The sequence below is a fragment of the Acutalibacter sp. JLR.KK004 genome (genome assembly GCF_036941085.1).
GTDB lineage: Bacteria > Bacillota > Clostridia > Oscillospirales > Acutalibacteraceae > Acutalibacter.
This window is the reverse complement of sequence record NZ_JAYMNQ010000001.1, coordinates 166,254-179,838: the sequence shown is the minus strand read 5'-3', so window position 1 is coordinate 179,838 and position 13,585 is coordinate 166,254. Positions and strand designations below refer to the sequence as shown.

Sequence of the window (13,585 nt, the reverse complement as noted above, 5' to 3'; positions counted from 1 at the left end):
CGGGCGCAAAATTTGCGGCGCTTAACAAAGAATACGGAAAAAATTCTCTGGACATAAGCCCACGCTATGTGGTAGTGTGGTGTGCTGAAAGGAGGCCGGTTTATGGCAAAGAAACGAGCGAACGGCGAGGGTAACATACGCAAGCGTAAGGATGGCCGCTGGGAGGGCCGCTACACCGCTGGTTATGACCCGGCTACTGGCAAGCGCATCACCAAAAACGTGCTGGGCAAGACCCAAGCTGAAGTCAAGGAAAAGCTGGCTGTGGCAATGGACGATACCAAAGATTTGGACATCGCCCGCTCCGATGATTACACGGTCGGCGCATGGCTTACCAACTGGTGCACCCTCTATGCCAAACCTAATGTGCGAGTCTCCACCGCCGAATACTACCGCCGGAGCATCGAACTCCACGTAAACCCACGAATCGGTGATATCAAGCTAAACAAGCTGACAGGCCGCGACCTGCAAAAACTGTATCAAGATCTACATGAAAACGGCAGGCTACGAGAGGCCCAAAAGGAGAAATCCCCCGGCCTAAGCGCATCTACTGTCAGAGGCATCCACCTTATGCTCCACAACGCTTTGGACAGGGCGGTCAAGGAGCGCCTTATCCAACGCAATCCCACAGAGGACTGCATCGCTCCCAAATTGGAGAAAAAAGAAATGAAGTTTCTCCCCGCCGAGGACATAAAAGCCTACCTGGACGAGGCTGACCACCGCCACGTCCTGCCGATGTTTTATCTGGAATTGGTGAGCGGCCTACGCAAAGGCGAACTGGTTGCCCTCCTCTGGTCTGACCTGGATATTGAGAATCAGACCATTAGCGTCAGCAAACAGGCCACCCGCGACGAAAACGGTAACATCGTCATCACCCGGCCAAAAACAGAAACTTCCGTCAGGCTGGTGTCTATCCCACAAAAGGCTGTGGAACTTCTTCAACAAGAACACCGCAAGCACCCCGACAACCCCTATATGTTCCCCTCAACGAGAACCGGTGAAATGTACTACCCCGACTCGATAGTAACGCTCCACAAGCGAATACTGAAGTCAGCAGAATTAAGTTATATTCCTTTCCATTCGTTAAGACACACCTTCGCAACTGCCGCACTACAAAATGGTATAGACGTAAAAACCGTCAGCAGTATGCTGGGCCACTACGACGCAGGTTTCACGCTGAGAACCTACACCCACGCCACCCGCCAAAAGCAGGAGCAAGCCGCAGAAAAGATGGGAAATTTTATGGAGAAGGTCATGTGAGTGTGGGGCAAACGAGAAAAACGGCTGGAACTTCCTATCCGGAGGCATCCAGCCGTTTCCGTTTATTTCCGCGTGTGGGGTGAGCGTCTGCCAGTGGCAGACAAGCTGCGAACCGACCGAGCCGACAGGCGAGACCACGGTGTGGGTCAAAAACGCCCCTGGCACTCTCCGGTTATTTCTGACCATTTCCGCATGTGGGTCACGGTGTGGGTCAGGACAAAAAGCCGACGGAGCCACGCCAAACTCGCAAAAAGAATAAGCTGAAACCTTATCCGCAATATCCATTTTAATATGCAACCGAGCAAAACAACTTGCGATGTTCCAGCTTTGACCGTTCCCCACCCAGTGTAGAAAATCGCTCCAAAATAATTGGGCTACATACAACAAAAGCCCCGCACATTCCATGCAAGGCTTTGTCAATGGTGGGGGAGAGTGGATTCGAACCACTGAAGTCGTCGACAACAGATTTACAGTCTGCCCCCTTTGGCCACTCGGGAACTCCCCCATAAATTATGCAATTTTATACAAGGCTTGTCCGGCCTTCCTGTCGGGCCGGACCGCCCAGTTTGGAGCTGGTGAACGGACTCGAACCCCTGACCTGCTGATTACAAATCAGCTGCTCTACCAACTGAGCTACACCAGCGAATTTTTCAGCGCTCAATTATTATATCCCAATCAGCGGAGAAAGTCAAGGGGTATTTCTGTGTTTTTTGCAATTTTTATGGAAGAAGTTTTGCGAACAAAAAATGGAGGCTGCTCAGCCGCGCCAATATTCGGGCTTTTCCGCCGTAAAAAGGAAAAAGACCGGAACATCCGGTCCTTTTCCTTCTTTTGGGGAGGAGTTGTATTGAAAAGTGCGGCTCTATGCCGCAAGCTTGTACGCTTGGCTGAGTACGGGTATATTATAGTAGGTAAAAGGGCCAGTTGTCAATGTTTTTGAAAAGAATCTACCTTTTCCATCAATCCGCTTCTGTCCGAAAAAGCGTTTTTATCAAACTGGCACAAAGAAAAGCCCTGCAAACCCGCCTGGAGACTGACTTTTTCCAGGATCTGCCCTGCCCGTTTTTCCTGCCCTTGCGCTGGACAGTACGGCTGAAAAGGCCATGCCGGTTGCAATACCAGAAGAGCTGCCCGCTGCCCCGGAGGAAAAACCGGGCCTCAGCGTTCCCCTCTGGATACAGCTTTACCATGTCCACGCGGTTCATGGTGACATAGGCAATGAAGGAGATATGGTGTTCCCGCTCCATGGGATGGCTGATGGTGACAAAAATTTCGTCCTCCACATAGTCCACGCTGCAGGCGTGGGCTTCATCTGGCTCCTCCGGATCCAGCGGCGGCAGGGTGATGCCGCAGCAGGCTGCCATGGCCTCGCCTGTGGCGTGGATGGTGTTGCCGCAGACCGGGCAGGCATAAAATTTTGAGCGCAGGATATTGGCGGTTCTGTTCCGGTTAGTAATGGTTTCGCCGGACAGCAGCTCCGGAATGGAGACGCCCAGCGACTGTGCCAGCGGCCCCAGCAGGGATATGTCCGGCAGGCCCCGGCCTGTCTCCCATTTGGAAACGGCCTTGTCGCTGACCGCCAGTATTTCCGCAAGCTGGGCCTGTGTCAGCCCCTTCTTTTCCCGCAGGGCCTTAACAGCGGCCCCTGTTACATAGTGATTCATAAAGCTTCGCGCTCCTTTTCAAGAGTTTGGTTTCAACCTGTATGTACTATAACAAAACAGCCAGCCCCCTGCAACCTACGCTCCGTAGAGAGGGCGCGGGCCAGGCGGGAAGCTCTGCCTTTGCGCGAGAAAATTTTCACAAAAACCAGTTGCGGACTGCCTGCCCTTTGGTGTATAATTTATATAGTGCATTTGGGGCTGCCTGATAAAAGCGGAAAACATTTCAAAGCACCCGCTGTTTTTCAGCGCAAGCCCTTAACTATCCTTGAAAGGAATGAACAGCTATGATTAACGTAACCGTATGGTATGAGGCGGTGGAGGAGCGGGGGGAACTCCGTCCCGAGTTTATGCCCGCAGGCATCCCGGAAGAGCGCAAGGGCCACCTGGAGGCCTTAATCGCGAAGAACGTAGCCGAAATTAAAGAGGTGTACCCGGACGGCCACCTGAAGACCCTGGCCAACACCCTGAACCAGAACGAGGACATGAACGTTACTTACACCAGCCTTTTTGATCCGGAATACGGCCTGCCGGATGAACTGCTGGACAAGACCGACGTGCTTATCTGGTGGGGGCACATCGCCCACCATGCCGTGCCTGACGAGCTGGCCTATAAGGTTGTGGCCCGGGTGCAGCGGGGCATGGGCTTCATCGGCCTGCACTCTGCCCACCTCTCCAAGCCCTTCCGGTATCTCCTGGGCACCAGCGGCAACCTGAAGTGGCGGGAAGTGGACTTCACCCGGGTTTACAAGATGAACGCGGTCCATCCCATCACCCAGGGCATCCCTGAAACCTTTGAGCTGGAGCGGGAAGAGGTGTACTGCGAGCCTTTCGATATCCCCAAGCCGGACGATCTGCTCTTCACCAACTGGTACAGGGGCGGCGAGCTGTTCCGCAGCGGCGCCACCTGGACCCGGGGCAACGGCAAGATTTTCTATTTCCAGCCGGGCCACGAGACATTCCCCTCCTATCACAATCCCATTATTGTGAAGATTATTGAAAACGCTGTGCGGTGGGTTGCGCCTGCCCAGTGGATTGAAAAGCTGGAAAGCCCCCGGATTGAAAAGTCCCCGGAAGAGCTTTTACGGTAATCTTCCCTGCATCTGCCGGCAGTAAGCATGTCCCCTGGCCCCCTGGGCCGGGGGATTTTTGCTTTCCAGGTGTCCCCGGCCCCAAGCCCTATTACTGTATCCCACCCACAATGACGCTTGACTTTTTCGAGTCAAACATGGTATACTATATGTAGAAATTGTAAAAAGGGAGGGATTTCTGTGAAAAGATTTTGGGCAATCTTGCTGTGTCTGACGGTTTTGGGGGGATGCGCCGGAAGGGGCGAGAGCATTCCCGGCTCTGTCCTGTTCAAAAGGCTGGATGAGGTGGAAGAGTTTTTCATCAATGAAGGCGACGCTGGGAATGGGCAGGATATTGTCATCACAGACTCCAAAGAAAAAAGCCAGCTAGTGGATATGCTTTGCAAGCATAGTTATATAAAAGAAGAAAAATTTATCCATGACAGTGTGGGGTGCGGCCTGAGCATAAGCTGGCGGCAGCCGGGCGATGGGCTGATGCTGGAGGTTGAACCGTCGGGGGACAGGATTCTGTATCAGGACTGGTTTTATAGAGTTGCCGACGGGGAAATGGATTTGCCTGCCGTTTACCGCCTTATATACCGGGACGCGGCTTTTTATCAGGGAGGGGAACTTTTTGACTTGGGCGCCGCTGTGCGCATATCGGTGCGGAATGCTTGGGAAAACCGCAGCTTCGAGATAGAAGCCGGGGAGGATGTAGAAAAAATCAGGAATATGTTCTCCGGGGCGGCTTACATGGATAAGGGCATAAAAGATGATGGGTACGGCCAGTATATCCTGGAATGGTACGATGAAAATGGCAGCCTTCTCTGTGAATCCGGCGTGCATGGCGACTATGGGGTGGTTTATGAGGGTGCTATTTATCTCATTGTGAGCGAGGATGGCATAGACACGCGTTACCTTTACGATCTGGAAAAGGAGCTCCTCCATCTGCCTGACCCCACTCCAATCCCCACAGCTGCGCCCAATCTGTTGGCGTCCGCGTCCCCAGCGCCCACAAATTCTCCGTAAAAAAGCCGGGGAAAACCAGGAGACTTGCCAAATTGCGGTTGCAATTTCCTGCTTTAGAGGGTATAATCAATATATGGGTGAAAGCCTGCCTGTTTTTTCCTGTTCCACACCAGGGAAGCGGGCTAAAATAAATGCTATGGAGGAATTTCATATGAGTTTAGTTTCTGCCAAGGAAATGCTGCAAAAGGCAAAGGCCGGCAAGTATGCTGTGGGCCAGTTCAACATCAACAACCTGGAGTGGACAAAGGCTGTCCTGCTGACTGCCCAGGAGTGCAATTCCCCTGTGATTCTCGGCGTGTCTGAGGGCGCGGGCAAGTACATGTGCGGCTATAACACAGTTGTGGGCATGGTAAAGGGCATGATGGAAACTTTGGGCATCACAGTGCCTGTGGCCCTGCACCTGGATCATGGCTCCTATGAGGGGGCTTTAAAGTGCATTGAGGCCGGGTTCTCCTCCGTTATGTTTGACGGCTCCCACTATCCCATTGACGAGAACATTGAAAAGACCAAGGAAATCATCCGCATTGCCGGGGAGAAGGGCATTTCTGTGGAAGCTGAGGTTGGCTCTATCGGCGGCGAAGAGGACGGCGTTGTTGGCGGCGGCGAAGTGGCGGATCCCGACGAGTGCAAGATGATTGCCGACCTGGGCGTGGACATGCTGGCCGCAGGCATTGGCAACATCCATGGCGTATATCCTGAGAACTGGCAGGGCCTGAACTTTGACGTGCTGGCCCAGATTCAGGAAAAGACCGGCACCATGCCTTTGGTGCTCCATGGCGGCACAGGCATTCCCGAGGAAATGGTGAAGAAGGCCATCTCCCTGGGCGTTTCCAAGGTGAACGTGAACACCGAGTGCCAGCTTTCCTTTGCCGCGGCTACCCGCAAGTATATCGAAGAAGGCAAGGACAAGCAGGGCAAGGGCTTTGATCCCCGCAAGCTGCTGGCTCCCGGCACCGAGGCCATTAAGGCCACTGTGAAGGAAAAGATGGAGCTGTTCGGTTCTGTCGGCAAGGCTTAAGGCAGTGTGGCAGGCGTTTAGCGCAGCAATGCGCTTGTGCAGCGCCTGCTTGACGGGCTTTCATAAAATATAATACGCAAACGCCGCTTGCTGAAAGGCCAGCGGCGTTTATCCATATGGAAGGTGGGAAGGCCCATGGAGAGGGACGAGGTGCGCATACGGGCGGCAAAGCCGGAGGACGTGGAAAGGCTGCTGGCGATTTACGCGCCTTACGTGGAGAAAACGGCTGTCACCTTTGAATATGACGTGCCAAGCGCGGAGGAATTCCGGGGGCGGATAGTGAGCGTGCTGGCCCGGTTTCCCTATCTGGCGGCGGAAAAGGATGGGGAGGTTTTAGGCTATGCTTATGCCGGGCCGTTCCACAGCCGGGCAGCCTATGGCTGGAGCGTGGAAACCTCTATCTATGTGGATCCGGCGAGAAAGCGCATGGGGCTGGGGGGCAAGCTCCACAGGGCACTGGAAAACGTTTTGCGGGAACAGGGATTCCTCAACATGAATGCCTGCATTGCGGTGCCGGAAAAGGACGATGAATATTTAACCCGCAACAGCGTGGAGTTTCACAGGCATTTGGGTTACCGGATGGTGGGGGAGTTCAGCCAGGCTGGTTATAAATTTGGGCGGTGGTATAACATGGCGTGGATGGAAAAGCACATCGGCCCTCATGGCCCGGGGCCAAAGCCGCCGGTGGGCTTTGCGGAAGTGCGGGAGCGCGTGAAAGAAAAATATCATATTGGCTAAGGGGGAATACCCATGAAAATTGAAAAGCTGGAGCCGGCCTTTAAGGATTACCTGTGGGGCGGGGTAAAGCTGCGGGAGGTCTACGGAAAAAAGTGCGCGTATGAGAAGGTGGCGGAAAGCTGGGAGCTTTCCACCCACCCCGCTGGTCAGAGCACCATTTGCGGCGGCGAATTTGACGGGATGACGCTGGGGGCGTATCTGGAAAAGACAGGCCCGGCGGCTTTGGGGGCAAACTGCGGGAAATTTGAGCAGTTCCCGGTGCTTATCAAATTTATCGACGCGAAAGAGCCGCTGTCCATTCAGGTGCATCCCAGCGATGCATATGCCCTGGAGGCGGAGGGTGAATACGGCAAGACGGAAATGTGGTATGTGATGGACTGCGAGCCAGGGGCTTCTTTATATTTTGGGGTGAACCGGGAGGTGAGCCGGGAGGAATTTGCCCAGAGGATTGAGGACAACACCCTGCTGGAAGTGCTGAACAAGGTGGACGTACACCCGGGAGACGTGTTTTTTATTGAATCCGGCACCATCCACGCCATTGGCGGGGGTATCCTGATTTGCGAAATCCAGCAGAACTCGAATTGCACCTACCGGGTGTATGATTACGGGCGCTTGGGCGCTGACGGCAAGCCCCGGGAGCTGCATGTGGAAAAGGCCTTGGCGGTGTCAAAGCTTACTCCCTCGGATACGCGGGACAAGCAGGGAGAAGAGGAAGCTGTTCCAGGCGGCTGGATGAAGAGCCTTGCCTCCTGCACGTACTTCACTACCCGCCGCTGCCGGGTGGAGGGGGAGGTTCTCCTGCCTTTGGACGGCGGCAGCTTTGCTTCCCTGGTGGTGACAGAAGGAAAGGGCAGCGCTTCCTGCCGGGAAAATACGGTGGGATTTGTCCCTGGGGACAGCCTGTTCGTGCCTGCAAACGCAGGGGAAGTCCGGGTGAAGGGAACCTGTACGCTGGTGGTCACCACAGTGGGAGCATGAACAAGCCTGCCTTTTGCGAAAAAAAGCTTGCACTTCCCGCCAAATACCTGTATAATAACTTTGTACGTATGCGGGTGTGGCGGAATTGGCAGACGCGCCAGATTTAGGTTCTGGTGGGAAACTGTGCAGGTTCGAGTCCTGTCACCCGCACCATCCTGTGGATATAAAAAAGATATTCGCTCAAAAAACCGCGCCATGGCGCGGTTTTTTGATGCCTGGAAGCCTGGATTTGAAAAGTCAAAAACGTAGATGAAAATTTGGCCTTTTGGCTTTCCGGCAGGAAGTGAACCCTCACAGCAACAGAATAAAGAAAAACGAGAGGGCCAGCAGGGATGATTTGCTGGCCTTCTCGCCACAAAAATACATAGCCGGTCGCTGGAGTTTTCTCCAAAACAAGCGACCGGCTTTTTCTATTTTCAGGAAGAAGGTGCATCAAATGATTAAAGCAAAAATCACCAGTAAAGTTGGAGCCTCTCTTGAATGGGAGCTGCCCGCCAACATCCACGAGCTCCACCACGCCCTGGTGGAAATGGGTATCCGAAAAACGCCCCGGAGCCTCTTGCTCATGGATGACAATGCCGCTAACGTGGAGCTCACAGCGGACAGCGAGATCGGCAAGGGCCTGCTGCGGGTGTTCGGCAGGAATGATACTCTGGCCGATGCTAACACCGTAGCGTTCGCCGTCAGCACTGCCAGAGAAGAGATCCTGTCGGAGTTGGAGCAGAACATCGTCCACAACCAGTATCTCACCAAGGAAATGCTGTTCGATGACATCCAGGCCATGGCCCAGGCGGCAGGGCCGGTCAAGCTGGCGTTTTACTGCCCCCTGGTAGGCCAGCTGGATGACGGCGAGTGCGACGAGGATATCGACGTGGGCAGCGGTTTCCTGACGGCATACCAGGATCAGATCGAGCAGGGCATCGCTAACGAGCAGGCCCCGGAAATGGGTGACATGGCGCAATATATGGACAGAAACGCTGGCGTGGCTGCCAAGCTCATGTCGGCGGTCTGGACGGTGGAGGAAATGGACGACAGGCTCCTGGGCCGTATCGATTGCCACCTCAAAGAGCCGCTCACGGCAGAGGAAATGTCTGATTTGAGGGAAGAAATCCTCGGGCAGTGCTCAGATGGGCTGGGAGAAGGTTTCGAGCAGCGGCCCATCGAAACGGACGAGGGCGATCTCTATGTTTCGTATTGGAACAGCAGTGATGATTATTTTCTCTGTACCGAGAATGAACTGGACGAGCACATGGAACCCCATCAAGGAATGGGCGGTATGTAAAAGGAGGTTTTCAACATGAACGAATGGGATAGGCTGCATCGGATGGCTGAACGCTATAAGGCCGAGTACCCCAGCGGCACTCGGATTATGCTGCTGAGCATGGGCGAGGACATCCACCGCATTGGTGACAATACCCGCGGAACTGTTATGGCGGTGGACGATATCGGCACTCTGCACTGCAAGTTCGACAATGGCCGGTCGCTGGGCCTTATCCCCAGCGAGGACTCCTTTCGCAAGCTGACTGAGGAAGAACTGGCAGAGGAACAGGAGCTGGATATGGACGAGGATGAAGATTTCGGCATGAAAATGTGAGGTGATTTTAACACGGCGAAGTGGTCGGATGGCGCATGGCTATCCGATTTTTTGATATGTTCGCGGGGATCGGCGGCTTCCGCTCCGGCCTGGAGGCCGCGGGCGGGTTTGAATGCATCGGTCACTGTGAGATAGATAAATATGCGAACCAGGCATATAACGCCATGTACGATACGGAAGGAGAAGTGTTTTTTGCAGACGCCAGAACCATCGACCCGGCAGTGCTGCCGGATATCGACCTTATTTGCGGCGGCTTTCCTTGTCAGAGTTTTTCAATCGCTGGAAAGCGGAGAGGATTTGCCGACGATGCACGAGGGACTCTGTTCTTTGAAATCGCACGTCTTGCCGCCGCTAAAAGACCTGCATTTTTGTGTCTTGAAAATGTTCCCGGCCTCCTATCGCATGACGGCTGTCGGACGTTTGCGGCCATCCTCTCTACGTTGGATGACCTGGGGTACGATGTCGCGTGGCAGGTGCTTAACAGCAAGGATTTTGGAGTCCCCCAATCCCGCAAGAGAGTGTATATTGTCGGATATCTTAGAGACCGATGTGCCGGAGAGGTACTTTCTTTCACAGACACAAATGGAGCGGCTCTTGAGCAAGTCTTACCCGGCCCGGAAGGGCGGCGGGTGTACTCCCCCGCAGGAGTGTCCATCACTCTGACAAGCACGGCAGGCGGCTTTGGCGGCAGGAGTGGGCTCTACGATGTCACCCTGCCCATCAAGGTTATGACCAAGGCTGGGTATCAGTTGGCCCACCCCGGCGACAGCATCGACCTAGCCTACGCCACCATGAACACCAGGCGCGGCAGGGTTGGGGACAAAATCGCGCACACCGTTACCCCTGGAAACAACCAGGGGTATTTCTTTATTGACCTGAACGAAGAACCCAGCCTGACTGAGAACGCCCGATGCCGGCTGGCTAATCAGGATGCAGGTATTGGCAAGTTCAAAGGCGGGAAATCCGGCGTATTCGTAGAAGGAAAAGCTCCTTTTGCCGTTCCTGTGCAGGACGCGGACGGTACTGTGCATTATGGGAAAGTGCGAAAGCTCATGCCCATAGAATGCTGGCGTTTACAAGGTTTTAGTGACGAACAATTCAATAAAGCTGCTGCAACCGAACTATCCGACGCACAGCTTTATAAAATGGCAGGCAACGCGGTCACTGTGCCTGTCATTTCCGCTTTGGGAGAGAAAATCAAAGACATTCATTGGAGGTCATCATGCCAAACCATGTAACAAACATTATTGAGATCAAGGGCGACCCTGCCCGGATCAAATCCTTATTCGAGGCCGTAAAAAACGATGAGTACGGCCTCGGCTCCATTGATTTCAACAAACTGATCCCCATGCCCCCGGAGCTGGATATGGAGGAAGGAAACCGAACCACCCGCGGCCTGAAAGCCTATAAAGATTTCATCGAAGTCTACACCTTTAACGACAAGAAAGGGGATTTCGACCTGCTGAACATCCCCGAGAAATCAGAGCAGGCATTTCTCCGGGTGCGGCCTGACATCGACCGCGCCGCATGGGATTTGGGCAGGCAGGCGTTCCAGAATGAGCAAAAATATGGGGCGGCTACTTGGTATAAGTGGCGAATCAGGAACTGGGGTACCAAGTGGAACGCCTATGGCTACGAGGACGGAGTCCAATTTGACGGGCATTCCCTGCGGTTCTGGTCGGCGTGGTCACCGCCCCAGCCGGTTATTGCCAAGCTGTCGGAGATGTACCCCGACCTGGATTTTGTCCACCAGTTTGCCGACGAGGACATCGGGCATAACTGCGGCGAGGATGAGTACCACAACGGCTCTTTGTGCGGCGAGTATCGCCCTGCTGGTGTTGAGGCCGTGGAGTACGCCAATAGCCTTTGGGGAAATGGTGAGTTGGAGGAAGATGAGGATTTGGACAGCGGGATTTCCATGAAGTAAGTATAGCTAAATTTTAGGCCGGTATCAATCGTTCAGGAAACGATGATACCGGCCTTTTTTCGTTTTCTGAACGGTTTCCGGCGAAGGAATGAGGTGGTCTCAATTAAATCGCCGGTATCGTGGGTAGGCAATAAAGCGCCTATCCTCCCCATTATCTACAGTCTGTTCCCTCTGGAATACGGCAGGTTTGTGGAGGTGTTCGGCGGTTCCGGGAGCGTGCTGCTGGGGAAACCTCCCGACCCATTCGAGGTGTATAACGACTTCGACCGGAATCTCGTCAACCTATTTCAATGTATGAAGGAACGCACCATGGCAACTATCCGGGAACTGGGTTTTTGCAACCTCAATTCCCGCGCGGATTTCCAGGCTATCAAGAAGTTTTTTCAGCATGAACAGTTTGACGATAGATTCCTGGCAGAAGAAATGGAACTGACAGAGGTACTGTTCCCACCGCCAGCGGCAGAAGAACTGCGAACCATCCGGCAACGAATCACACACGACTACGACGTGCGCCGGGCGGCTATGTACCTGAAGCTGCTCCGTTATAGCTACTCCAGCGGAAAGAAATCTTTCGCTTCCCAGACCTTTGATTTACGGCGGCTGTTCAGCCTGATTCAGCAACTGGAGAGTAGACTGGCCAATGTGGTGGTGGAGAATCAGGACTTTGAGACCCTTATCCATCACTATGACCGGCCCGACACCTTCTTCTACCTCGACCCGCCGTACTTTTCTACGGAGGATATGTACGCCGTGGAGTTTGCCTGGGCCGACCATGTTCGGCTGCGGGATGTGGCAAAGGAGATGCAGGGCCGGTTTCTGCTCTCCTATAACGATTGTTCAGAAATACGGGAGTTGTACGATGGATTTCCCATTTATGATTTCACCAGAGTCCACTCCATGGCCCAGCGGTATGAAGCCGGGAAAGAGTTCAAAGAACTGCTCATCGGCAACTATGACCTGTTCGAGCGGGAAAATGCAAAGCCAGCACAAATGAAGTTTGAAATATAGGATGTGATTATTTTGGCAAGCGAACCATTTATTCTGGTGTCCGTGCCTCTGGAGATGTTTCTGGATGCGGGCATCAACACCGAAAGTATCATTCAAGTGAGCGCCCGTGAGGGCAAGATCATCATCGACACGCCGGACACCACGGATGATTACGTCTGCGACCGTGACTGCGAAAACTGTCCGCTGAATGCTGTCCCCTGCGAGTTCGATTGCGAGGGATGTCCCTGCGAGGCTAACTGTGACGGAAGGGAGCTGGATGAGTGAAAAAACTGCTGCGTATTCTTGGCAAGCGGGGGCGTATCACCATCCCCTTTGAAATCCGGCAGCGGGTGGGCTTTGCTTACAATGACGTGCTATCCTTCACCGAGTCCAGCGATGGCAGGACGGTAATCGTCCGTAGGGAGAAGCTCTGCGATGACTGCCAGGACAAGACTGTTCGGGCCATGACAGATGACCGCACCATGCTGCTGGAATTGCTGGACTCCCTGCCCACGGAGCTGCAAAAGGCGGCGTTTGTGCAGCTCTCGGAGAGCCTGGGCAGACTGCCCAGGCGCGAAATCAGAACTGGCCCGCCCCGCCGGGAAATTCAAGGAAAGCGAGGTGCTGTGCTTGCAGATCCAGATATTCCAAATTGACGGCGATTACGATGAGGACAGCCTGAAATTTCGTGGTCTTGAGCAAACCATGGAGCTGCGCGGGGGCGCTGGAATTGATTCCGGCATATATGAGGAAGTGTTTCGCGGTGACGTAAACTGCCGCGACCTGGAAGAAGTCTACTCCTTGTTCAACGTCGGCGGGCATCCTCTGCACCGGGGCCACTCGTTGTCTATTTCGGATGTGGTGCTGACCGAAAATGGCGCGTTCTTCTGCGATCATTGGGGATTTAAGAAACTGGATTTCGACCCGGAACTGGCTCATAAGCCGGATGATCTGTTGCGGATCGTGTATGTGGAACCCGGCAGGCCGCCATTCGTCAGCGAAGTGGGCCGTGACCTGCTGTCCATGCAGAAGGCCGTGCATGGGCCGTTGGAAGTCCTCAACAATCAGGACGGCACCGTCCTACTCTGCAATGATGAAGGAAAACTCATTGGCATGGAGGGCAACCGCCATGTGGGGGATGATGTGATCGCCGGGCCATTCATTTTGGTCGGAGATAACGGGAAAGCCTTCGCTCCCTCACGGATGCGTAAGTTGACCGGTATATGGAGCGCTTCGCCCAGCCGGAGGAAATCAGCCAAGAGGAAGTAGAGGAAAGCTCCGGGTTTACCTTTATTTCCATGTAATGGGAGGTGTTCTGCTATAAAA

15 protein-coding genes and 3 tRNA genes are annotated in these 13,585 nt (G+C 54.0%); 15 read left to right on the top strand and 3 right to left on the bottom strand.

Going from position 1 to position 13,585, the window contains the following annotated elements:
- The first annotated feature begins 102 nt into the window (after window positions 1-102).
- The gene (locus VSQ30_RS01035) at window positions 103-1,257 is read left to right on the top strand and encodes a tyrosine-type recombinase/integrase (protein ID WP_334461427.1); all 1,155 of its coding nucleotides are present in this window, start codon (window positions 103-105) and stop codon (window positions 1,255-1,257) included.
- A gap of 420 nt (window positions 1,258-1,677) precedes the next feature.
- Here the strand turns inward: VSQ30_RS01035 and VSQ30_RS01030 are convergent.
- The 3 genes from VSQ30_RS01030 to VSQ30_RS01020 all read right to left on the bottom strand — a co-directional run bounded on the left by VSQ30_RS01030 (window position 1,678) and on the right by VSQ30_RS01020 (window position 2,921).
- Window positions 1,678-1,762 (bottom strand) — tRNA-Tyr (locus VSQ30_RS01030).
- Window positions 1,763-1,824: 62 nt separating this feature from the next.
- A tRNA-Thr gene (locus tag VSQ30_RS01025) sits at window positions 1,825-1,900 on the bottom strand.
- A gap of 316 nt (window positions 1,901-2,216) precedes the next feature.
- Window positions 2,217-2,921 (bottom strand): helix-turn-helix domain-containing protein, encoded by a 705-nt coding sequence (locus VSQ30_RS01020; protein ID WP_334461425.1) that lies wholly within the window; start codon window positions 2,919-2,921, stop codon window positions 2,217-2,219.
- 284 nt (window positions 2,922-3,205) lie between these two features.
- On the opposite strand from VSQ30_RS01020, the gene VSQ30_RS01015 reads away from it, so the two are divergent.
- The 14 genes from VSQ30_RS01015 (at window position 3,206) to VSQ30_RS00950 (ending at window position 13,528) form a co-directional block, all read left to right on the top strand.
- Window positions 3,206-4,009 (top strand): ThuA domain-containing protein, encoded by an 804-nt coding sequence (locus tag VSQ30_RS01015; protein WP_334461424.1) that lies wholly within the window; start codon window positions 3,206-3,208, stop codon window positions 4,007-4,009.
- 180 nt (window positions 4,010-4,189) lie between these two features.
- Window positions 4,190-5,017, top strand: a complete 828-nt coding sequence (locus VSQ30_RS01010) for a hypothetical protein (protein ID WP_334461423.1) — start codon at window positions 4,190-4,192, stop codon at window positions 5,015-5,017.
- A gap of 151 nt (window positions 5,018-5,168) precedes the next feature.
- Window positions 5,169-6,035, top strand: coding sequence for a class II fructose-1,6-bisphosphate aldolase (fba, locus tag VSQ30_RS01005; RefSeq protein WP_334461422.1), 867 nt, complete (start codon window positions 5,169-5,171; stop codon window positions 6,033-6,035).
- Between the two features lie 135 nt (window positions 6,036-6,170).
- Window positions 6,171-6,773, top strand: coding sequence for a GNAT family N-acetyltransferase (locus tag VSQ30_RS01000; protein ID WP_334461421.1), 603 nt, complete (start codon window positions 6,171-6,173; stop codon window positions 6,771-6,773).
- A 12-nt stretch (window positions 6,774-6,785) separates the two neighbouring features.
- Entirely contained in the window at window positions 6,786-7,751 is a 966-nt protein-coding gene (locus VSQ30_RS00995; RefSeq protein WP_334461420.1) for a type I phosphomannose isomerase catalytic subunit, read from the top strand.
- Between the two features lie 70 nt (window positions 7,752-7,821).
- Window positions 7,822-7,904, top strand: a tRNA-Leu gene (locus VSQ30_RS00990).
- Between the two features lie 283 nt (window positions 7,905-8,187).
- Window positions 8,188-9,033 (top strand): hypothetical protein, encoded by an 846-nt coding sequence (locus VSQ30_RS00985; protein ID WP_334461419.1) that lies wholly within the window; start codon window positions 8,188-8,190, stop codon window positions 9,031-9,033.
- Between the two features lie 15 nt (window positions 9,034-9,048).
- Entirely contained in the window at window positions 9,049-9,345 is a 297-nt protein-coding gene (locus VSQ30_RS00980) for a DUF4314 domain-containing protein (protein ID WP_334461418.1), read from the top strand.
- A 35-nt stretch (window positions 9,346-9,380) separates the two neighbouring features.
- Window positions 9,381-10,583 carry a DNA (cytosine-5-)-methyltransferase gene (gene dcm / locus VSQ30_RS00975; RefSeq protein WP_334461416.1) on the top strand — a complete coding sequence of 401 codons (1,203 nt, stop codon included), beginning with the start codon at window positions 9,381-9,383 and terminating at the stop codon, window positions 10,581-10,583.
- The gene (locus VSQ30_RS00970) at window positions 10,568-11,272 is read left to right on the top strand and encodes a DUF1281 family ferredoxin-like fold protein (RefSeq protein ID WP_161471848.1); all 705 of its coding nucleotides are present in this window, start codon (window positions 10,568-10,570) and stop codon (window positions 11,270-11,272) included. The genes dcm and VSQ30_RS00970 overlap by 16 nt, the downstream gene beginning before the upstream one ends.
- A gap of 93 nt (window positions 11,273-11,365) precedes the next feature.
- Window positions 11,366-12,280, top strand: coding sequence for a DNA adenine methylase (locus tag VSQ30_RS00965; protein WP_334461414.1), 915 nt, complete (start codon window positions 11,366-11,368; stop codon window positions 12,278-12,280).
- A gap of 12 nt (window positions 12,281-12,292) precedes the next feature.
- Window positions 12,293-12,544, top strand: a complete 252-nt coding sequence (locus VSQ30_RS00960) for a hypothetical protein (RefSeq protein WP_289716775.1) — start codon at window positions 12,293-12,295, stop codon at window positions 12,542-12,544.
- The gene (locus VSQ30_RS00955; protein ID WP_334461413.1) at window positions 12,541-12,915 is read left to right on the top strand and encodes an AbrB/MazE/SpoVT family DNA-binding domain-containing protein; all 375 of its coding nucleotides are present in this window, start codon (window positions 12,541-12,543) and stop codon (window positions 12,913-12,915) included. The genes VSQ30_RS00960 and VSQ30_RS00955 overlap by 4 nt, the downstream gene beginning before the upstream one ends.
- Window positions 12,890-13,528, top strand: a complete 639-nt coding sequence (locus VSQ30_RS00950) for a DUF3846 domain-containing protein (protein WP_334461410.1) — start codon at window positions 12,890-12,892, stop codon at window positions 13,526-13,528. The genes VSQ30_RS00955 and VSQ30_RS00950 overlap by 26 nt, the downstream gene beginning before the upstream one ends.
- Window positions 13,529-13,585: the final 57 nt, after the last annotated feature.